The 21,677-nt window shown below is 33.7% G+C and carries 21 protein-coding genes; all 21 read right to left on the reverse strand.

All coding sequences use genetic code 11. From position 1 onward, the window contains the following. Positions 1–15: 15 nt before the first annotated feature. A complete protein-coding gene (locus DPQ31_RS26015) occupies positions 16–1,083 on the reverse strand; it encodes a GNAT family N-acetyltransferase (RefSeq protein ID WP_208731213.1) in 1,068 nt (355 codons plus the stop codon). A 32-nt stretch (positions 1,084–1,115) separates the two neighbouring features. Next, entirely contained in the window at positions 1,116–2,192 is a 1,077-nt protein-coding gene (locus tag DPQ31_RS26020; RefSeq protein ID WP_208731214.1) for a glycosyltransferase family 4 protein, read from the reverse strand. A 45-nt stretch (positions 2,193–2,237) separates the two neighbouring features. Then, entirely contained in the window at positions 2,238–3,212 is a 975-nt protein-coding gene (locus DPQ31_RS26025) for a N(5)-(carboxyethyl)ornithine synthase (RefSeq protein ID WP_208731215.1), read from the reverse strand. A gap of 11 nt (positions 3,213–3,223) precedes the next feature. Beyond that, positions 3,224–4,600 (reverse strand): acyl-CoA synthetase family protein, encoded by a 1,377-nt coding sequence (locus tag DPQ31_RS26030; protein WP_208731216.1) that lies wholly within the window; start codon positions 4,598–4,600, stop codon positions 3,224–3,226. 1 nt (position 4,601) lies between these two features. Next, positions 4,602–6,584, reverse strand: a complete 1,983-nt coding sequence (locus DPQ31_RS26035) for an alginate lyase family protein (protein ID WP_208731217.1) — start codon at positions 6,582–6,584, stop codon at positions 4,602–4,604. Between the two features lie 26 nt (positions 6,585–6,610). Continuing rightward, the gene (wecC, locus tag DPQ31_RS26040) at positions 6,611–7,852 is read right to left on the reverse strand and encodes a UDP-N-acetyl-D-mannosamine dehydrogenase (RefSeq protein WP_098652523.1); all 1,242 of its coding nucleotides are present in this window, start codon (positions 7,850–7,852) and stop codon (positions 6,611–6,613) included. A gap of 37 nt (positions 7,853–7,889) precedes the next feature. Next, on the reverse strand, positions 7,890–8,576 hold the full coding sequence (locus tag DPQ31_RS26045) for a sugar transferase (protein WP_098652524.1): 687 nt from the start codon (positions 8,574–8,576) through the stop codon (positions 7,890–7,892). Between the two features lie 18 nt (positions 8,577–8,594). After that, entirely contained in the window at positions 8,595–9,476 is an 882-nt protein-coding gene (gene bpsC / locus DPQ31_RS26050) for a UTP--glucose-1-phosphate uridylyltransferase BpsC (RefSeq protein ID WP_208731218.1), read from the reverse strand. Positions 9,477–9,714: 238 nt separating this feature from the next. After that, entirely contained in the window at positions 9,715–10,482 is a 768-nt protein-coding gene (locus DPQ31_RS26055; RefSeq protein WP_208731219.1) for a tyrosine-protein phosphatase, read from the reverse strand. A 108-nt stretch (positions 10,483–10,590) separates the two neighbouring features. Further along, positions 10,591–11,292 carry a CpsD/CapB family tyrosine-protein kinase gene (locus tag DPQ31_RS26060; protein WP_098652527.1) on the reverse strand — a complete coding sequence of 234 codons (702 nt, stop codon included), beginning with the start codon at positions 11,290–11,292 and terminating at the stop codon, positions 10,591–10,593. After that, positions 11,282–12,025, reverse strand: a complete 744-nt coding sequence (locus DPQ31_RS26065; protein ID WP_208731220.1) for a YveK family protein — start codon at positions 12,023–12,025, stop codon at positions 11,282–11,284. Before DPQ31_RS26065 ends, DPQ31_RS26060 begins: the two co-directional genes overlap by 11 nt. 260 nt (positions 12,026–12,285) lie before the next feature. Then, positions 12,286–12,963 carry a CpsD/CapB family tyrosine-protein kinase gene (locus tag DPQ31_RS26070; RefSeq protein ID WP_208731221.1) on the reverse strand — a complete coding sequence of 226 codons (678 nt, stop codon included), beginning with the start codon at positions 12,961–12,963 and terminating at the stop codon, positions 12,286–12,288. Between the two features lie 350 nt (positions 12,964–13,313). After that, positions 13,314–13,748 (reverse strand): 3-hydroxyacyl-ACP dehydratase FabZ, encoded by a 435-nt coding sequence (fabZ, locus tag DPQ31_RS26075; protein WP_000931959.1) that lies wholly within the window; start codon positions 13,746–13,748, stop codon positions 13,314–13,316. Positions 13,749–14,241: 493 nt separating this feature from the next. Beyond that, positions 14,242–15,243, reverse strand: a complete 1,002-nt coding sequence (locus tag DPQ31_RS26080) for a rod shape-determining protein (protein WP_000457991.1) — start codon at positions 15,241–15,243, stop codon at positions 14,242–14,244. A gap of 310 nt (positions 15,244–15,553) precedes the next feature. Then, positions 15,554–15,826 carry a sporulation transcriptional regulator SpoIIID gene (gene spoIIID, locus DPQ31_RS26085; protein ID WP_000544012.1) on the reverse strand — a complete coding sequence of 91 codons (273 nt, stop codon included), beginning with the start codon at positions 15,824–15,826 and terminating at the stop codon, positions 15,554–15,556. 306 nt (positions 15,827–16,132) lie between these two features. Beyond that, complete coding sequence (locus tag DPQ31_RS26090; protein WP_000008898.1) at positions 16,133–16,267, reverse strand: hypothetical protein; 135 nt, start codon at positions 16,265–16,267, stop codon at positions 16,133–16,135. A gap of 247 nt (positions 16,268–16,514) precedes the next feature. Next, positions 16,515–17,420, reverse strand: a complete 906-nt coding sequence (locus tag DPQ31_RS26095) for a stage II sporulation protein SpoIIQ (RefSeq protein ID WP_087950844.1) — start codon at positions 17,418–17,420, stop codon at positions 16,515–16,517. 161 nt (positions 17,421–17,581) lie between these two features. Further along, positions 17,582–18,289 (reverse strand): ABC transporter permease, encoded by a 708-nt coding sequence (locus DPQ31_RS26100; RefSeq protein ID WP_199632509.1) that lies wholly within the window; start codon positions 18,287–18,289, stop codon positions 17,582–17,584. Next, positions 18,289–19,131, reverse strand: a complete 843-nt coding sequence (locus DPQ31_RS26105; protein WP_000170852.1) for an ABC transporter ATP-binding protein — start codon at positions 19,129–19,131, stop codon at positions 18,289–18,291. The genes DPQ31_RS26100 and DPQ31_RS26105 overlap by 1 nt, the downstream gene beginning before the upstream one ends. Positions 19,132–19,310: 179 nt before the next feature. Further along, positions 19,311–20,318 (reverse strand): LytTR family transcriptional regulator DNA-binding domain-containing protein, encoded by a 1,008-nt coding sequence (locus DPQ31_RS26110; protein ID WP_208731222.1) that lies wholly within the window; start codon positions 20,316–20,318, stop codon positions 19,311–19,313. A 227-nt stretch (positions 20,319–20,545) separates the two neighbouring features. Continuing rightward, on the reverse strand, positions 20,546–21,565 hold the full coding sequence (gene spoIID / locus DPQ31_RS26115; protein WP_208731223.1) for a stage II sporulation protein D: 1,020 nt from the start codon (positions 21,563–21,565) through the stop codon (positions 20,546–20,548). Positions 21,566–21,677 lie beyond the last annotated feature (112 nt).

The raw sequence follows: 21,677 nt of genomic DNA on the forward strand, positions 1-21,677 counted from the left end.
ATATCATTATTCTATCTAGTCATTATTTTTTCTTACTTTAATTAAATGCCTCTTATAATGTATAAAGCTTAGTAAAGTATTTCCCTTTTTGGTGTATGTATAGATTTGCTCTACTTCTTTCATAAATTTCAACTTATAAAAATCTGTTCCCGTACCTTCCGAATGTAATTTAATATTCTTCTTAAAACTATCCTTAATACTTTCTTCTACTGATAGGGTGCCTAATTCTAGATTTCTAAATTCCCTATCATAGGCTGCATCAAAGCAAAATTTTATATCATTAAAAAATAAATTCAGTCTGTAAGCAACACAATCATTATTAACCCTTCCAAATATAACCTCGCTTGGTAAACTATCAATAATTGTTTTTACAAATTTCTTCTTATCTTCATCTAAATAAATACTACCTTTACCATCCTCAAGTTTTGATCGGGAAATCCTTACAATTTCTTCAAAGTTTTGATTATTTATTCTTTCAATTACTGAATCATAAATTAATCCTTTTTTCTTCATTTTATTAAATGCTGTTCTAATATTTTGCTTTAATTTTTTTGAATATATCTGATTTTTGTATTCATCGAACTCATTGAAATCCTCAATTACCAGATATGGGCATCCTGATAAAACTTCTGCATCTTTACTATTCAAATCAAAATTCTCAGTAGATTTTCTGATATATTTAAGTTGTAATAAGTCAAATTTATAATTACTATAAACATATCTCATGATATAATCTACGTCCTCTTTGCTTAAACCTCTACCAATAATATCAATAAAGGTTCCACCCCATTGTTGGCCTATAAATTCTATCATTTTTAATTTAATTCCATATTTTTTATGGACTACTTGTATTAATGGAGCTATTGCAATTAACTCTCCTTCTTTATACAGAAAGATTACAATGAGCTTTTTTTTATAGCCAAATTGATTATCTTCTCTTGGAAAAAATACTTTTAGAAAGCTTTCTATCCAATAATACGAAGTGGTTATATTTTGATTGTTTATTTTTTTTTCAAAGTCCAACCACTCGTTTTTTTTATTTTGTACATCTTCTAATGAGCTACATACATTAATCTGATACATTTTATCCTCCAAACCTTACTAATTTAATATTTTTACTTAGAGCTTACCTCTCTATAAATACTGAGCAAGTTTTCTGCATAATCTTGATTATTTATCACACTTATCTCATCAACATACTCATTATAATTTTGAATAACCTTAATTACTTTCTCAAATAAATCATCTATGTTCCGGGATTCAAACAATATCGTACCTGTTGGTCTTTCACAGACCTTGCTTGCTATGGAAGGTACTCTATAATAAATTGCTTCTGTAATTGATACTCCCAAACCATCAGTATTAGTAGGCCTTATAAACAGATTTGTTTTTTGGAGAATAGGATAAAACTCTGTATTTTCTACCTCATAAAACATAATGTTATTTTCCAATTTATATCTTATTATTCTTTCTTTTAACTCTTGATAATACGTTTTTTCAAGTTCTGTCTGACTATCTTTATCTAAAACAGCAAATAGTAAGCTCGTTTCTATTCTGTTATCTTTTAATTTCTTCATTAATTCAATAAGCATATCAATTCCGTACAAATCCTCATTTTTATAAAAACGTACACATCCGTTTGCACTAATAAGAAAAGGCGTTCTTTTTATGAAACCCCAAACTGTTTCTGGTATACTAAGGATATCTTTCTTATCCTCTTGCGGATGGATATATCCTGGAACTGTAATCACTTTTTGATGTTCTACTCCAAACTGAATTAGGTTATTTGTAATTGAATTATTTACACAAATAATTCTTTCAAGTTTATTTAGACTTTTTAATAATAAATACCTAGTAATAAAACTAGAACTTTTCAATTGATCAGTTAGACTTTCTCCATGTACTGTTAATATAATTTTTTTCCCAAAAAAATTATATACTCCTAAAAGAATACGAATTTTTATATCTATGGAATGAAAGTGGAACACATCAGCCTTTAAAAAAGGAAGTCTACACATAAAAAATTTATAATTTTTTATAGGATAAATATCATCTTCTTCTCTTCCCCAATTTGCTTCATTGTATACTACACTTTCTATTTTTCGTTCATCTAAAAACTTTTTTGTCCTTTTTATATGAACAGAAATCCCACCTATAGGGGGTGGGACTGTACCAATTATATTAATTTTCATTATATAAGCTCTCCTTTTAGTTCTTTTTAAGAGCTATTTATTTCTCTACACTGTTTCTAAACAGCGATTTTGAAAATCTGCTATGCGTTTATCTCTAATTATTCCTTTATCTATAATTAAAGCCCCTAATAATACCTCATTTTCTATATCTTCAACAATAAAATCTATATATTTACAAATCTCTAGACTTAAAGATCTAGAAACAGTTTTATAAAACATAGCTGGAGTATGATCTACTACATAATGTAAAACTCCATCAATTTCATAGACAGGATTACTTATACTAGTCGGAACACTTGTCTCTACAGCTTTATGTGCATCGCAACTAATATCAATAATCATTGCCCCCTTTTTCATATGTTTTAAATCTTCTTTATAAATAATATGATCTGTGCGATCAACATCCCAAAGAATCGCATTCACTAGTACATCATATTTTTTTAGTTCTTTTTGAAATAACTTTTCTGTTCTTCTATCATACATTACAACATCGGCCCCAAGAGCAACTAATGTTTTATATGCGCCTCTTCCTATATTTCCACGCCCTAAAATAGCAACTTTTGTCTCGTATGGTAATTTCCCATATAAATTATAAGCATGTAAAATTGCAGCTTCTCCAGCAATCTCATTATTTCGCCAAAAAACGTGTCTCCCACTTTCAAACATATCTTCCCAAGCGATTGCAGTTAGTTTATTATCTATAAACTGATCTGTTATGTCCTTATTTTGAACTGCATGTATCCAACCAAAAATAAGTTGTCCTTCCTTTAAATCGTTTAGATATCCAGCATCACCAGCTTTAGGGTCACATATAACATCTCTAGACATAACAATATCTCTTTCAACTACATTAACTCCCATATCACTATACTGTTGATCTGTAATTCCTAAAATCTCACCGTATCCCTTTTCAACATATATCATATCTTTATTACTAATGTTTACTATATCTTCAGGTACTAAAGCTCTTCTTTTTTCATTTTTCTTGTCACTTATAGGAAATCCAATTGTTTTTTTCACTGTTTAGCCCCTCACTTTATATTAGAGATAATAAATCTATGTTTTTGATTTAACGGTCTATCTATATGGTTCACTGTTTTTATTTCAATATTAATATGAGTATCTATTCTTTTTTGAAGTTCATCACTAAAACGATTTCCCTCATCTTCTTTATAATATTGATTTGGTACAATAAGTACTTCCAAATGATTATAACTTTTTTGTACTAACTGCAAATCTTTAAAATTTTCAATATGACGAATAGCAAACTCCAACATAGTTGGTGAATAATGCTTCCCATCCTCGGTCACTAAAAAGTCCCCTGATCGTCCATCAATTTCTTTTACGCTGATATATGGTTTACCACATTTACATTGAAAATCTTCTCCAGATATTGTTGCCATATCTGATGTTTTATAACGAATAAGTGGAAAAGCATAGTTATTAAAACCTGTCCCCACAATTTCGGCCATTTGATTTTCTTGATTGACTAGGGAACCATTGTTATCCAAAAATTCAACAATACCATATTCAGGTAAAACATGATACCTGCTACATTTTGGGCAATATTCCATTAAAGCTAGACGCTCATTATGCCCATAATAGTCAATCACTTGAGTATTAAAGGCTTTTTTTATTTCTTCCCTTTGAAAATCGTACATTTTTTCTGAGGAACAAAAGATAGCTTTAAATCTCCCTATTTTTCCAGATAATCCATTTTTATTAATATATTTAGATAACAGATAAATCAACGAAGGATATGCTTGTATAAAAAAAGGTTCATATTTTGAAATAACATTTAATATTCCCTTCATTTTTTCTTCATCTAAATTTCTAGTATTTATAGATATTAATTTATTATAAGGGCTATATTTATACAATTGTTCACTATCATTTGCATCTCCTCTTAACACTAAGCATAATTGCCCTTCATAACCATAACTCTTCCATATACGATTAAAAAATGCCGCTTCTCTATTGTTTGTAGTATCTGTATTGAAGAAATGCATTGGGCTAGAAGTCGTGCCACCTGTATTAATAGACCTAAGTTTACTCATATCAATATTTTCAGCTATAAATTTCTCTCTATTTTCTTTAACCACTGACTTATCTATAATAGGAATTTTCCTCAAATCCCTGACATCCCTGATATCTTTTACACTTATCCCATATTGATTAAACATTTGAGTATAGAAAGGAACGTTTTCATAAGCATGCTTAATTAATAGCTGTAATTGTGTATTTTGAAATTCAGCTATCTTTATAGCATCCCATGAAGAAGAAGACTCTAAAAATCTTACGTAATCTTTATACTCTTTACTTTCTCTCAACTTTTGAGGAATTAATGCAGCCATATATAATAGCGGTAATTTAAACGGATACGGTAATTTTTTTATAGTATTCTTCAAACTAATCACCCTTATAATTTTTAAATACTATAGATGTCTCTAGGTATGAGGCGGAAGTTTTCACCACCAACTTTATACTTTCTTCTTTTTTCCCATAACCATCAGAAACAAAAATAGTTTCATGATCTATTTTCATATTTTTATTTACTTGTAAAATTACTTTTACATGTTTTTTAAAAATATGTACCTCATTTTCTTCAATGTTAATTTTCACTTCCGGATCTAAGATAAAATTAAATTTGCATAACTCAAAATTTTTCCCACCTAATATATTATCCTCAATATTTAAATTGCTTTTTCCTAGGTATATAGATCTTTCATGGATTACATCACACTTATCTACATAACCTTTATGTTGACCTATAAATTTATTATTATCAACATAAGTGCATTTTGAAAAACTTTGTTCTCTCATCTCAAATAAATTATTTTTTTCGAAATCATTTTGTTCATATGGTGGAATTTCAAGTGTATTATGCATACTTGTACTTCTAAATAAATTTCTTGCCTGATAATCCGCTGTATACGTAAATGTGCCAGCATCAATAAAAATATCTTCTCCATTAATACTTAAGGTGAAGCTTAGCTGATCGTTATGACTATGTGCTCCTTGTCCCCTAAATGATAATTCTCCACATCGGACACAACAATACATATTTTCATTCCGCAAAATGTAATATCCGCCATCATTAAAGGCCTTAGACTCTAACGATAACTGATGCTCTACCTTTTCCCACTTTCCTGTACACCATAAAGCATCTTCCCTGTAACTTACACCAAAATATCGAAAATCATCCCTGTTAAAAAATTCACCTGCAATTGCTAGTAAGTGCCGAAAATCATTTTTATTCCAAGAACAATACTTAGAAAAAATAAATAATCTTCCATCATCTGCATCTCCAATTAATGGACTTTTTCCATTTGGTTGATTTAAATACATCAGGAATTCACACATATTTTCTAAGCGCTTTACATATTCATTAGAAAATATAATATTATTTTCATTACACAAAATGGTTGTAATTAAAAATAATTCTGCAACCAATCTATGATATGAAGTAGAGGCCTCATAATTTGTTCCATCTTCATTCACTTGAACAAACATCTCTTTTTCTAATTCAGTAACCCCGTATGCCAACCATTTTTCTGGAGTATTTATATTAAAGGCCGAAGAAAGGCTAAACCCCTTAAAATACAAACCTAACCAGACTAATCCTACTATATTAGATACATAATGATTACCAGTATGTTCACCTTTATTCTCTAAATTTTTATAAATAAATCTTCCGTGCATATATAAACTCTTATTAAAAATTCCCCAAAATTTATTATCTATCTCTCTAGAGTCTTTAAAAAAGTAATAACCAGCTATCCAGTTTACAGCCCTAATAGCTATATCCATTGTACACGTCCAATTAACAGACATTTCAATAGGGTTTTTTTCTATCCAATCCATTATTTGTTCTTTAAACTCTAACGCATATTTTTCATCTTTTGTTATCCAATATGCTTTTCCCAATGTAAAAACATGTTGAAATCTTGATAATTCCCACGGCACCTTGACATCCGCATTATTTTGCAAGTCAATTACTTTAATTTCTTTATAAAATTGATTTTCCCAAATAAACCCTGTTTTAAAATCCTTATTCCACGGAATTTTTTTGTCTAATTGTATATCTCCAGAACCTAACAAATTAAAAATATGCTTGCAAATTTTATCCGCATCTCTAATAATATCTTCTTCCACACTTATTTTTTGCAACTTAGCTACATAATCTAATTTCTCTCTTGATTTAAATATAAATTTATATTGTGGTTGAAAATCTTTAAAGGCTTCTTCCTCTAAATCAATTAAGTTCTTCAAAATAACTATTTTACGTCCCTTATAATATATTGCATCATATGATTTTCGAGCTACCTTGCGAGCAATTAGGTGAATTGATTTTCCTTTTAAATTACGCACTTTCTGTAAGAACCTTGACATTCTTGTCCCCCAAAACAATTTATAAATTATTTAATAAATCCTTTTGTATCAATAACCACTTTCTCTTTCAATTGATCAAAGTCAATCGAACCAAAAATATCATGATCAACTAATACCAAAATAATGTCTGATTTTGCTACAGCATCTTCAACTGAAAGAAGAGAAATTCCCTTCTCCTGAAGAGACACTGGTAATTCATTTACATGTGGCTCTACTGCAATAACTTCTCCCACACTAGATTCCGCTAAATGTTTAACAATTTCTAGGGCAGGACTTTCACGTAAATCATCAATATTCGCTTTAAACGCTAATCCTAAACAAGCAATTACTGGATTTTTAAATCGATCTGCTTTTTCTTTGACTTTTTCAACTACATACATCGGTTTATAATCATTCACATTTCTTGCAGTATGTATAAGTTTTGCTTCTTCAGGTGCAGCATCTACAATAAACCAGGGATCTACAGCGATACAATGCCCCCCTACACCTGGGCCAGGCTGTAAAATATTCACACGAGGGTGACGATTTGCTAAACGGATTAATTCCCAAACATTAATATTTAACTTATCACATATTAAAGATAGCTCATTTGCAAAGGCGATATTTACATCACGGAAAGAGTTCTCAGTCAATTTTGCCATCTCAGCTGTTCTTGCATTTGTATCAAGAATTTTTCCTTTTACAAATTGTTTATAAAATTCAACTGTACGTTTTGTAGATTCTTTGTCTAATCCACCAATAATACGATCATTTTCGACTAGCTCCTTTAATATATGCCCCGGCAATACACGTTCCGGACAATGAGCTACATAGATTCTTCCTTTATCACTATGCATTTCCTCAGAAGTTGTTAAATCTGGTCGTTCTTCCAAAATCCATTCCGCAACTTTTTCAGTTGTACCAATCGGGCTTGTAGACTCAAGTATAATGATATCCCCATTTTTTATAACAGGTGCAATCGTTTTAGCTGCTGCTTCTACATATGCTAAATCAGGTTTATGCTCATCTTGGAATGGTGTCGGAACTGCTAAAATAAAAATATCGGCTTCTTCTGGCTTCAATGAAGCTTTCAATTTCCCACTTTGTACAGCTGCCTTAACTAAAATATCTAAATCTGGTTCATAAATATGTACTTTACCACTATTAATCATTTCAACTGCGTTTTCATTTACATCGACACCATGTACTTGAAATCCTTTAGTTGCTAGTAAACTAGCAGTTGGTAACCCAATATATCCTAGGCCCATTACACAAATCTTTTTATCCATTTTTTCCAACCTCTTTTCTACGAGTTAGCTACTACTACTAAGATGCACCATTAGACTTAATCATAATTTGAATCGTTTTAAAAATAATTTTCAAATCATAGATTACACTTCGTTTGTTTATATATTCTAAATCTAGCTCGACCATTTCTTTGAATCCAACACTATTTCTCTCCGTTACTTGCCAAAGCCCCGCACATCCCGGAGTAACAAGTAAACGTTGCTTATCATATGCTGTATATTCCTTTACTTCTCTGGGAAGTGGTGGACGAGGTCCTACTAAGCTCATTTCACCTTTTAATACATTTAATAGCTGTGGTAGTTCATCAATACTCGTTTTTCGAATAAGTTTCCCAATCCTTGTAACTCGAGGGTCCTCTTTCATTTTAAACATCGCACCAGATACTTCATTATGTTTTAATAAATCCTTTAATTTCTCTTCCGCGTCTACAACCATTGAGCGAAACTTATACATATAAAATTCTTTTCCATCTTTTCCAATACGAATCTGTTTAAACAACACAGGTCCTTTCGGATCTTGGTATTTAATTAACACTGCTACAATCAAAAAAACAGGAGCTAATAAAATTAGTCCACATAACGCTCCAATAAAATCAATACAACGCTTAGCCACTAAATATCCTCTACTTGCATTTACTTTTTTCAAATCAAGCTCTATATTATTTTCCTTTTCCAATTCTCCGCTTGATATTTTTACCAAGTTCAATGCTCTCCCACCTCACCTTTATGCATGTATATTTTCTTTCTTTACAAGCCCATTCATATATTTCATCAATTCTTCTCTCAATTCTTCATGCTGAAGTGCCATCTCAATTGTTGTCTTAATAAACCCAAATTTCTCTCCAACATCATAACGAGTACCTTCAAAATCATATGCAAACACACGCTGAATTTCATTTAAACTTTGAATCGCATCTGTCAACTGAATTTCTCCACCAGCACCTGTCTGTTGGTTTTCAAGGAACATAAAGATTTCTGGTGTCAATATGTAACGACCCATAATCGCCAAATTAGATGGTGCTGTTCCTTCAGCTGGCTTTTCGACAAATTGACGCACTTGATAACGGCGATCATCTTGTTCAACTGGATCAATAATACCGTAGCGGTGTGTTTCATTTTCAGGGACTGTTTGTACACCAATAACTGACGACTGTGTACCTTCATATTGATCCATTAATTGACGTAAACATGGTGTATCTGCTTGGACAATGTCATCACCAAGCAATACCGCAAATGGTTCATTTCCAATAAATTTACGTGCACACCATACTGCATGTCCTAAACCTTTCGGTTCCTTTTGTCTTATGTAATGAATATTAATTTTTGAAGAAGCCTGTACTTTCTCAAGCATTTCATACTTTCCTTTTTCTAAAAGGTTTTGTTCTAGTTCAAAGGAATGATCAAAATGATCTTCAATCGCGCGCTTTCCTTTTCCAGTAACAATAATAATATCTTCAATTCCTGATTCTATTGCTTCTTCTATTATGTATTGAATTGTCGGCTTATCAACGATTGGCAACATTTCTTTTGGCATCGCTTTCGTCGCTGGTAAAAATCTTGTTCCAAGACCAGCAGCTGGAATAATCGCTTTTCTTACTTTTTTCACCTATAATCCCCCATATCTTTTTATTTATATGTAACAATAACAAAAACCCTACCTATAGAGTCATATTTATAACTCCATAGGTAGAGTTTCTATTACAAATAAATTATGGGCATCTAACCCAACCTCACGCCATGCTCCCGACGACAAGCGTCTAAGGTAGGCACGAAATAAAACTTCTACCCACAGCACAACCGAGTGCCTCCGTTGATAACGGTTAGGAGACATCACCAATTCTTTATTAAAAAATACCGAACAATTTTTTACGACGGATTTGTTCCGGATCTTCTTTATAAATCGATTTCCCACTGATTAACAAATATGGATTTTCTTTTAAATCACTCATAACACTCATTCCGAATTCTTTCTCAATTAATTCGTAGCTTTCCATTAAATGAAATCCTCTTGACGTTGTGTTATGTGCATCTGATGCGATCATATGCGTTAAATTGTGCTCCACAAGTTGTAGTGAAAATTTTTTAATTTTTTTACCGAATTTTCCCAATAAACTACCTGCCGTCACTTGTGTTAATACCCCTTTACTTACAAGGTTATATAACTTATCTGGCCGCTCGATTAACTCGGCATTACGTTCTGGATGGACGATAATTGGAATCATTCCCTTAACAAGTAATTCGTATAATAATTGTTCAGCATAACGCGGTACGTGATTCGATGGGAATTCAATGAATATGTATTTATTTGTTTCGTTCAAGGTAACGATTTTACCAGCTTCATAGTCTTCTAATAAATCACCATATAATCTGACCTCTTGCCCTGGTAAAATAGTAAGTGGAATATTATGTTGTTGTAGTTCATCATTTAGTTGTTTTACTTGATGAATAATTGAGGTACGCTCATTTATATATTTCCCATTTTGATGGTGCGGCGTTGCGACAATTGTATGTATTCCTTCTGCTACAGCTTGCTGCGCCATCGCTAAACTATCTGTTACTGTTTGTGCACCATCATCGATGCCATGTAAAATGTGACAATGTAAATCAATCATTAGTTTTATCCTCCCTCTTTCCTAGTAATCTTTTTTCCCTTGAATATGAGACATCTCATATTCAAGGGAAAAAAGGAGATATGTTTCAACCATATCTCACTCTTTTAACTAGTTTGCACCGTAATAATAATATAGGCCTTGTTCACGTTCACGATCGTTCAGAACGACACCTAACAGTTTGCCTTTAGCCGATTCTAACAATCCTTTTGCCTTTATCGCTGTTTCTTTTTCCGTCGCTTCACTACGAACGACAAGAATAGAAGCATCACATACATTTGCCATAATTTGTGCGTCTGTTACCGCTAAAATAGGTGGTAAATCAAAAATAACTAAGTCGTACATGCTGTATGCTTGTCCAAGAAGTTCTTTCATTGATTTCGAACCTAACAATTCTGCTGGATTTGGTGGGATTGGACCGCAAGCTAAAAAGTGTAGATTATCCACTAATGTTGTTTGCACACATTTCTCTAAACGTTCACTATGTGTTAGTACATTCGTTAGTCCAAAAATATTATCAACTTGGAACATTTGATGCATCGCTGGTTTACGCATATCCGCATCAATTAATAATACTTTCTTTCCCTGTTGGGCAAACACAACTGCCATATTCGCTGTCGTTGTCGTTTTCCCTTCGCTTGGATTCGCAGATGTTACCATTAACGAATGTAAATTCGTATCAATAGCTGCAAATTCGATATTCGTTCGAATATTACGATATTGCTCTGAAATTGGTGATTTCGGTTGTTGATGAGCAATTAATTGACGACGTTGACGATGATTTTTTTTCTTTTTAAATAAATTAAGAGCCAATTGTTTGTCCCCTCACTTTTCTTGATGATGGAGCGTGTGATTTCACGTTCAATGTTTCTTCATCCATACGAGCTACAATACCTAACACTGGTAAGCCAAGTAAGCTTTCTACATCTTCTTCTTTTTTCACTGTGTTATCTAAATATTCTAGTAAGAATGCGAGACCAACTGAAGCCATTAAACCAACAACGAAAGCAATTGCTACATTTAACATCGGGCGTGGTTTAATTGGAGATAGATTTTCTGCGATTTCTGCTTTTGAAAGTACAGTTACACTATCAACATTCATAATTTTCGCTATTTCTCCCTTAAATACTTCTGCAGTTGTGTTAGCAATATCACGAGCTAGTTTTGGATTTTTATCTTGTGCTGTTACAGTTACTACTTGTGAATCCTTTTCATTTACTACTTCAATTTTCCCATTTAAATCTTGGGTCGTTACATCTAGTCCCAATTTTTCTTTAACTTGATCCAAAATAACTGGACTTTTAATAATAACCTTATATGTATTCGTTAATTGAATATTCGTTTGAACTTCACCCGCTTGAATCATTGCACCCTCTTGCTTCTTCTGGTTAACAAGAATTTGCGTCGAAGATTGATAGATTGGTGTCATAAAGAAGAAGCTAATGATAGCACTTACAATAGCTGCACCAAAGGCGATTACGAGGATCATTGCTAAACGTTTTTTTAAGATATGAAATAACTCTTTTAGATTAATTGTTTCTTCCATAAGTTCCTCCAACTTTCTAAAATTTACACATAGGAAAAATTATAACATATAAATCTTACATTTTTTATTTTTAATCATTCAGTTCTATATTTGTTCACAAGAAACAAGTTTAATCTTACAAAATAATCTTAAATCTGACAACACATTCCAATCATTTCCCAAAAATTTTATCATATCATGTTTTTTATAGTGTATAACTTGATAAATAATTTTCAGAAAACAATAAAAAGCCAACAAAAATTTTTGTTGGCTTTTATATTTTAGTAATAACCATACTGCTCTTTTTCTTCTCTTTTATCGTTTAAAACAACACCTAGTAGTTTTCCTGATGCTTTATCTAATATTTGTTTCGCTTTTACGATTTTATCTTTTTCTGTCTTTTCACTGCGTACAACGAGTACGATTCCATCGCATTTATTCGCTAGTATTTGCGCATCCGTAACCGCAAGGACAGGTGGTGTGTCGATTAAAATAATATCAAACATGTTATATGCTTCTAGCAACGCTTCGTCCATCGCCCGGCTTCCTAGTAATTCTGCTGGATTGGGCGGGATTGGACCTGCTGCCATTAAATATACGTTCTCTATATCTGTTTTTTGAATGCATTGCATAAGCTTTGCTTGGCCTGATAATAAGTTCGTTAACCCATTTGAACTATGAATGGCAAATAAGTTTTGTATCGTCGGCTTACGCAAGTCAGCTCCAATTAATAAAACTTTCTTTCCTTGTTGGCCGAAAACAACTGCTAAGTTTGCGATTGTCGTTGTTTTCCCATCACCTGGATCTGCCGAGGTAACGATAACAGAACGAACATGACTATCTACAGATGTAAATTCAATGTTTGTACGAATGTTACGATATTGTTCTGTAATACGCGATTTAGGCTCTTTATGTGTAATTAATTGTCGTAATGATTTTCTTTTCTTTCTCCCGAACATATTCATAATCTCCTTTTGTGAAATGCGACATTTCCCTTTTCTCTCTCTTATGCTCGATTTCATACGTCTAATTAATATTTTGTATTGCTGATTTCCCCATATCTCATCATAATCAATAACATTCTACTTTGTCTTATATAAGTGCCTTAACAATATGACAATGCCCTGACTTCTTCATTACCTTTATCACTTATCCTATTTTCTAAATAAATGATAAAGTAAATTATATGGTAATTACCATCTATTTACAAGTAATTTTCTGATTAGTTTGTATTTTATCGTTTCATCGCTATATAACAGAAACAAAAAATCTCCTTGTACGTTCACAAGGAGATTTTTTTATTTGTTCTCTATTCTTTTTTATCACCAATTGCAAATGTGATTTCAGCTTCACATGCAACTTCACCATCTACTGTCGCAATTGCTTTTCCTTTTCCGATCGGGCCACGTACACGTGTCATTTCAACTTCTAGGCGAAGTTGATCACCAGGGCGTACTTGTTTTTTGAAACGACAATTGTCGATACCTGCGAAGAAAGCAAGTCTTCCGCGGTTTTCTTCTTTCTTTAATACAGCAACCGCTCCGACTTGTGCTAACGCTTCTACAATAAGTACGCCAGGCATAACTGCATAGTCAGGGAAGTGTCCATTAAAGAATTCTTCGTTTGCAGATACATTTTTAATTCCAACCGCTCTTTTCCCTTCATCTACTTCTAATATTTTATCAACAAGTAAAAATGGATAGCGGTGAGGAATGATTTCTTTAATTTGTTCTATATTTAGCATGTAATGATCGCCCCTTTTGTAATATTGGTCTTACCACTTGGACATATTGTTATTATCCCATTTTGTTTATCGTTTGTCATTACAAAGTGAATTTTTATATTTAGTATACTTACTTCTCCATATAAAAAAATGCACACACTCTATTCCCTTAAAATAGTTGCACATTCCTGCAACTGACACGGAGGTAGAAAAGAGTGTATGCCCAGATTAGGGAAAGGCAATATGTATTGAAACATTATTTGCCTTAATGTCGTATTCGACTCATTATATTATAAACGTTTTCAAATAAGGAAATATTAAATTTAACCATATATATGAATATTTTACCTGTTTCCTCCGTTTTTCTTTATTTTTCTCTCATTTTCGCAAAAAAACGAAATAAAAAAATATAAAAATAAAAAAGAACTAAGGTTTACACCTTAGTTCCTTCTACTTTATCCAGCTATTTTTGAAATAATAATCAGTTGGGTGCCCCACTGATGAAAGTTTCACTTTATTTCAAAGCACGACGTGGTAATTTGTCAATATTCTCTAACATAATACCTGTACCAACCGCAACACATTGCATTGGGTTTTCAGCGATTAATACTGGTACCTTTAATTCTTCCGCTAGAAGCATGTCGATACCGTGTAGTAAAGCTCCGCCGCCTGTTAAAATAACACCACGGTCGATAATGTCCGCAGATAGTTCTGGTGGTGTGCGCTCTAGTACGCCTTTTGCAGCTTGTACAATGATAGCCGCGTCTTCTTTTAGTGCTTCTGTAATTTCTTCAGAGCATACTGTAATTGTACGTGGTAAACCTGTTACCATGTCACGTCCGCGAATTTCAAGCTCTTCACTACGTGCACCTGGGAATACTGTACCGACTTTAATTTTAATATTTTCTGAAGTACGTTCTCCAATTAATAGCTTATACTTACGTTTAACGTAGTTTAAGATCTCCATATCAAACTTATCGCCAGCCATTTTGATAGAAGAAGAGGTAACAATATCACCCATAGATAGTACAGCGATATCTGTTGTACCTCCACCAATATCAACAACCATGTTACCGCTTGGTTGGAAGATTTCCATACCCGCACCAACTGCGGCTACTTTTGGTTCTTCTTCTAAAAATACTGTTTTACCACCTGAACGTTCAGCAGCTTCACGAATTGCTTTTTGTTCTACTGATGTGATATTTGTTGGACAACAAATTAAAATGCGAGGTTTTGAAAAGAAGCTCTTTACGTCCAACTTGTTAATGAAATACTTTAACATCGCTTCTGTAATTTCGAAATCTGCGATTACACCATCTTTAAGTGGACGAATTGCTACAATATTACCAGGCGTACGTCCCACCATACTTCTTGCTTCTTCACCTACTGCTAATACTTTACCTGTATTACGATCAATTGCCACAACAGATGGCTCATTTAATACAATACCCTTACCTTTAACATGAATTAATACATTAGCCGTACCTAGGTCAATTCCGATATCTCGCGCAAACATTCCCGTCTTTTCCTCCTCGATATTCAAAATCAGGTTACACCCGAATTCTTTTACACCTAATTTCTGATTTTATCATAAATTTAACAGAAACGTAATATTCGCAAAAAGAATTCTTCTGAAAAATATTACCGAATGCACGCGGAATGTTTGCTAACGTATATTTATCTTATATTAACGGAAGGTAAGACTCTCATCTCAAAATCAATCCGACGAGTTTAGAAGAGTTGAGCGAAAGACAAAAAGCCTGCAAACGCCCGATTGCTGAAGACTAATAATCAGTGAGGCATGCCCCACTGATTAAAGTTTCACTTTATTGACGTACAGGCTTTTCCACATCTTCTTTTCTATATTTCTGTTTTGTTGCTTCTCCGCCTCTTAAATGACGAATAGACTTATGATAATCAAGAATTTCTTTCACTTCATTTGCGAGCTCTGGGTTAATTTCTGGTAGACGTTCTGTTAAATCTTTATGGACTGTACTCTTTGATACCCCAAATTCCTTTGCAATTACACGCACTGTCTTTCTTGTCTCCACGATATACTTACCAATCTTGATAGTTCTCTCTTTGATGTAATCGTGCACACCACTCGCCTCCCTAAATTGGATGTGAGAAGTGTGAAATGAGCTTCGCTGCATACGACTAAGAAGTAAGTGTGAGTGCTGTTTGTAAGCGTTAAACATTCTTGGATTTATAATGAAATGATTCACGATTTCTCACCTCAAACACTCTCTTTGCTTTGGTTTATACCATTGTATTGCCCGCACTACTGATATATGCTACATGTTCACTATTTTTGCGGACTAAGTTAAGAAAAATTACGTTTTTTTGTGAGAAATACGTTAACAATGACTATTTTGGCAAAAAAATGACACCTTGTTTAAAAGGTGTCATTCTTCTCGATCATATTCTTCTTCTAACAATTGATGGTGGGGAACTTCCTTCTTACCGGCAATATAATAATACAAAGTAAATAAAACAAACAATAATATAATAGCAATCGACAGAACAAACAAAAACGACACAGTATCCCCTCCCTTTTGTAATATATATTCGAGAATCTCGTCATTTTTCCTTGTTATTGCAACTTTTTTCTCGAAATTGATTATTTTTATATAAAGTTCAACTAATAATCGGGCTTTTACGGGCAGTTAATCCTCCCTCACTTCTTTGCTTTCGCTGAATTTTGAGATCAGGGTCTTACCACCCGCAAATAGCAGGATAAAAATAAAAAAATCAGTTCTCTTAATGAGAACTGATTTTTTCACTTTCTTATTCTTGTGAAGAAGAACCGTTAGATGATTCTGTAGAACCATTTGTTGATTTTTCTTCTTTCTTCGTTTCTTCTTTTTTGTCACTAGTCGAACCGCTTGTTGATTTCTCTTCTTTTTGAGACTTATCTTCTGTTTTACTTTCTGGTTTCGTGCTCGTTGACTTCTCTTCTTTTTGAGATTTGTCATCAGCTTTTTTACCAGAAGCATTCGTTGCTTTTGTAGCACCTGCATCAGCTTTAATTTCTGCTACTGATTTATTTAAGTAGCGCTCAGGGTTCACAGCCACATTGTCTTTACGTACTTCAAAGTGAACGTGAGAACCTGCTTCTTTATTCATTGCACTTAGACCGGATTTTCCTAATACTTCACCTTGTGCAACTCTTGCACCTTTTTCTACTTTCACACTGCCTAAGCTTTGATAAGAAACTGCTACACCATTTCCACTATCAACTGTTACAACATAACCAAGAAGTGAATCTTTTTCAGCTTTTGTTACTGTGCCACTTAAAGCAGCAGCAACATTGAACTCTTTTCCATTTTTCGCAGCAATGTCAATTCCTTTATTCGGGGAATATGTGTTGTTATAAAAAACAAGTGCTTTTTCTTGTTCCGCCTCAGTTGCTGCATCTTCATAGAATTTCTTCTGTACGACTACTTCCGCATTAGCGGCTGCCGGCATTTTTACTATTTCTGAAGATTTCGTTACTGGTACTGCTGGATCTTCCGATTGTGTATACGGTGTTGCTTGATCTTGGTTCGGAGTCTTCTTCGGATTAGCTCCTTGGAACCATAGCGCAACCACTAGGATTACCGCTGCACAAGCAATGTACAGTGCCGGAAACACCCATCTTTTTTGAAATAAATGTACTACCTTTTGCGACTTTTTATTATTTCTTCCTCGCATTCCATCATCACCTCAGCAATCATTTTGAACAATATTCATGTATCCTATACAACGTATAACTAATTACTTTTCGACAAATTATGTAAAAATATGTATAGAAATTGTAAAATTTCCGAGGAAATGATGAAAAAAGAAAAAACTGAGCATTTTCAGCTCAGTTTTTAGTCCATTTGTTTCTTTTTGTAAACTACAATACAAAGAATAATTGAAAGTACACACCAAATTATAATATTTATTAAATCACCACTAACAGTTGAAAACCCTTTTCCAGCTAGTAGCTTTGGCATTGCATCCGCAAGATGTTTCGTTGGAAGAAAATCGATTGCTTTTTTTACAAACTCACTTTTAATAAATCCTCCTAACATTGGAGCTAAAAGAAAAATAAATAGAATCGGCATACCTACTACTGATGTTGATGCCGTTGTTTTAGCTATTAATCCAATCGCCGTACCTAACATAAGGAAGAAAAATATGCTAGCAAGTAAAAATAGAACTATTAAAACCATATTCCCCTTTATCACACCTAAAATAGCAAAGTTACTAATACAAATTACAAATGTAATAAGAGCTGTTAATGCGCTTTTTCCTAATAATACTTCTAACGATGATGCTGGCGATAACATCATCACACGTAGCGTGTGCTTTTCTTTTTCTTCCGCAATTAAAGCCGCTTGAACAAAGCTTCCTACCATCGTTAAGGCCATTAAAGTTACCATATTAGCGATTTGCTCTTTCGGCCCATCCATCTGTTGATAAACAAAAGAAAATATAATTGGCATTGCCGCCATTACGAGTACAGATGCATTTGCTTTAATATCCTGTACCTCTTTCCGAAAAATAGCAGAAAATCGTCTCATTGAAAATGTCATTATAATCCCCTCCCAGTAACTTCAATAAAGATATCGCCTAATGTTGGCTCGTGTGAATGAATAGATAGTAATTCGCCTTTTTTCATCCATTCTGAAATACGTTTTGCACCTAATTCATCTTTTTGCACGACTTCTTTTTGCTTATCTTTTAATACGACTTGTATTTGATCTTTCGCGTATTGTAAGCGAAGGTTTTCTGGTGTATCAAGCGCTACAATTTCTCCGCCGCATAGAAAGGCGATACGGTTACAAAGCGTCTCTGCCTCTTCCATATTGTGCGTCGTTAAGAAAATCGTCGTTCCTTCTTTGTTTAAGTCTTTTAAGATTTTATGAATGTTTTGTACGTTAACTGGATCGAGTGCGGATGTTGGTTCGTCTAAGAAGAGGATATCTGGTTTATGAAGGATTGCTCTTGCTAGTGTGACGCGCTGCTTCATTCCCTTTGATAGTTTCTTTACTAATGTTTTTTTATCATCTAATAGATTCACTTGTGCTAGCACTTCATCGATTCTTTCTTTTTTGCAATCGTATAAGTCGCAAAATAATAGTAAGTTATCATAAATGCTAAGTCTTTCATATAAACCGCTGTTGTCTGTTAAAATACCAATTCGTTTATAATCGATGCTACTTGGTCCTGTAATGTCTTTCCCTAATACTCTTACTGTTCCAACACTATGAAGTAATTGAGAAGTTAATATTTTTACTGTTGTTGTTTTACCAGATCCACTCGGTCCGAGGAATCCAAAAATTTCTCCTTGTTTCACCTCAATATTTACATTTCGAAGTGCCGTTTTTTCATTGAAACTTTTCATTACATCTTTCATTTCAATTGCCAATGTCATTTCGTCATCCCCTTTGTTTTTCTTTTATAGATGAAAGTCGCTTTAGCGCTTTTCGTTTGTATGTTTCGCTTTTCTTGACTCAATCATATGAAAAACAAAGGGTAGGCGCAGTAAAATACCGGTAAAAGGAGTATTTTTACCGGTGAATGAATCATATTTCGATCCTATTGGAGCACTTTTTATAGCCCAATCACACCTTTTAATTCATCCATTCGTCCTTTTGAAAGCGGAATTGAACTTTTTCTTTCATCATCCAAAATTAAACTAAAACTATTCCGGGTCCACGTAATAACTTCTCGTACTCGTTGTAGATTAACGAGGTACGAACGATGACATCTAAAGAAACCGAATCCTGTTAATCTCGTTTCTAATTCACTTAATGTTAATGCACATACGAAATCACCTTCGCGTACATGAATATGTGTCACTCCGTTTTGCGTTTCAATGAAATGAATTTCCATCGGATCAAGTAAAATGATTTTATCGTTCACTTTCGCTGGTATTCTTTCTAATTTCATCTGCGGAATCATTTGAACGACTTTTTCTTCATCGACTTCTTCCACTTCTTCTTGCTCGATTTCGACCTTTTTCACACCATCATTGTTTAATATGTATACATCTTCTGTTAACGAAAGAGCGTCTGATAGAAAAGAGGACGTAATAAAGATCGCCTTTCCTTTCTCTTTCATTTTCATAATTGCTTTTCGAATGATAATTGTACTTTCTGTATCTACATTTTGCTCTGGTTCTTCCAAAATAACTAAATCCGGATTATGAATCATAACTCGTCCAATATGAAGTCGGCGTTTCTCTGAAAATGACAATTTTTCTACTTTCACGTTTAACTTATCTAGGAGACCAACACATTGTACAACTTCTTCTATACTTGTCTTTGATTCATAAAGCCCTAACAAAAATTTAAAATATTCCTTCACCTTCAAACGATCATATGCTTCATCTTTCAAAAAACAAAAACCAATGCTGGAATAATTTTTCTTTCCAATCGCTTCGCCTCCAAATAGCACATTGCCAGTTGAAGCTTCTTCCTCACCAATAATGATGCGATGCAACACTTTAGCTGTATGGTTATTACATTGCAAAACAACACATTGTCCTTTCTCAACCTCTAGCTCAATTACTGGTAACTGGTTCGTCTTCCCTAATTGTTTCAACTCCAGTAGCGCCATTTCGTCTCCCCCAAATGCTTTTTATCCTATTATACCAAACAATTAATGGAAAATTTTGATATTTTTATGAAACATATAAAAAGAAGGCTATCCAAATGAACGGATAGCCTTATTCTCTATTTTTGTTCTACCATATAAGTTTTGAGTGAATCACGAAGTGCTCTTTTTAAAAACTTACCTACAAATAATGAAAAAAGGAGCTAATCTTAATTAGCTCCTTTCACGTTCTACTTCTTCACCATCAGTTTTCCCTCATAATCATTCATCGTTTTTATTTCAACGCCTTTATAATAATGAGCGACGATATCTGTATATTTCTTACCTTCCGCTGCCATACCATTCGCACCGTATTGACTCATACCAACACCATGACCGAAGCCTTTCGTCGTGACAATGATTTTATTGCCCTCTTGTTTCCATGTAAAATCAGAAGAGCGCAAATCTAACTTTTCACGAACTTGTTTTCCTGTTAATGTTTTCCCTTGGAACGCTACATCCTTTACTCTTTTACCCTCCGTAAGATCTTTAATATTTCCAACCTTTCCATCCGCCAGCACTTTCACACCGAGACGTTTTTGAAAATCAGCTACTGTGAACGTTTGCTCGCTTGTAAACTTTGGAGAGGCTTGATCCCACGGGCTATCTACACTTTTCAAATACGGATAATCATTTCCCCAATAATCAGCTGCATTCTCTGTTCGGCCGTTACTCGTTGAGAAGAAAGACGCTGAAATCGGTTTTCCCTCATACGTTAAAACTTGTCCTGCGGTTTTAGAAACGGCTTCCTCGATTTTCTTTAAATTGTTTTCGTAGTTATTACCCCATTGTTTTTTCAATTCCTCTTTGCTTTTGTACACTTGATCTTTCACCGTATCTACCACATCTGCATTGTTTTTCTTTTCTCCACTTAGCATACGCTGCACCACGAATGTTCTTGCTGCTAATGCCTGTGCCTTTAGCGCCTCTATTTCAAAACTGGCATTCATCTCAGAAGCTACTACACCGGTCACATATTCCTCCACAGGTAATGTTTCTACCTTCTTCTGTTGGTCGCGATATACAGCAACTTGAACTGCTGTATCCACTTTCCCTGGAGCTGGTATACTTTCTATCGCTGGAGGAGTTTTAGAAGCTGCTTCTTCTCCTATTTTTGCTTTCGCAAACGGAATTACAAGAGCAGCGGGTACAATGATAACGAGCGCTATTAAAAGCACTATTATAATGAAAAATGGCTTTGAAAATTTCATCCTATTCCCCCAATATAAAGTTGGCTTCCTTTCATTCTTATGGAACTACGGAATTTTTTAGAACATACTTGGGGGTATCGGTATAGACTGAAGTTTTAATGTGCTAGAGTCT

Source organism: Bacillus sp. COPE52 (assembly GCF_003355115.1).
Taxonomy (GTDB): Bacteria; Bacillota; Bacilli; order Bacillales; family Bacillaceae_G; genus Bacillus_A; species Bacillus_A toyonensis.

Bases quoted from the DNA above. Each gene is read 5' to 3' on its own strand.
- DPQ31_RS26015 (WP_208731213.1), bottom strand. From the start codon at position 1,083: ATGTATCAGATTAATGTATGTAGCTCATTAGAAGATGTACAAAATAAA.
- DPQ31_RS26020 (WP_208731214.1), bottom strand. From the start codon at position 2,192: ATGAAAATTAATATAATTGGTACAGTCCCACCCCCTATAGGTGGGATT.
- DPQ31_RS26035 (WP_208731217.1), bottom strand. From the start codon at position 6,584: ATGTCAAGGTTCTTACAGAAAGTGCGTAATTTAAAAGGAAAATCAATT.
- wecC (WP_098652523.1), bottom strand. From the start codon at position 7,852: ATGGATAAAAAGATTTGTGTAATGGGCCTAGGATATATTGGGTTACCA.
- DPQ31_RS26055 (WP_208731219.1), bottom strand. From the start codon at position 10,482: ATGATTGATTTACATTGTCACATTTTACATGGCATCGATGATGGTGCA.
- DPQ31_RS26065 (WP_208731220.1), bottom strand. From the start codon at position 12,025: ATGGAAGAAACAATTAATCTAAAAGAGTTATTTCATATCTTAAAAAAA.
- DPQ31_RS26070 (WP_208731221.1), bottom strand. From the start codon at position 12,963: ATGTTCGGGAGAAAGAAAAGAAAATCATTACGACAATTAATTACACAT.
- fabZ (WP_000931959.1), bottom strand. From the start codon at position 13,748: ATGCTAAATATAGAACAAATTAAAGAAATCATTCCTCACCGCTATCCA.
- DPQ31_RS26080 (WP_000457991.1), bottom strand. From the start codon at position 15,243: ATGTTTGCGCGAGATATCGGAATTGACCTAGGTACGGCTAATGTATTA.
- DPQ31_RS26095 (WP_087950844.1), bottom strand. From the start codon at position 17,420: ATGCGAGGAAGAAATAATAAAAAGTCGCAAAAGGTAGTACATTTATTT.
- DPQ31_RS26100 (WP_199632509.1), bottom strand. From the start codon at position 18,289: ATGACATTTTCAATGAGACGATTTTCTGCTATTTTTCGGAAAGAGGTA.
- DPQ31_RS26105 (WP_000170852.1), bottom strand. From the start codon at position 19,131: ATGACATTGGCAATTGAAATGAAAGATGTAATGAAAAGTTTCAATGAA.
- DPQ31_RS26110 (WP_208731222.1), bottom strand. From the start codon at position 20,318: ATGGCGCTACTGGAGTTGAAACAATTAGGGAAGACGAACCAGTTACCA.
- spoIID (WP_208731223.1), bottom strand. From the start codon at position 21,565: ATGAAATTTTCAAAGCCATTTTTCATTATAATAGTGCTTTTAATAGCG.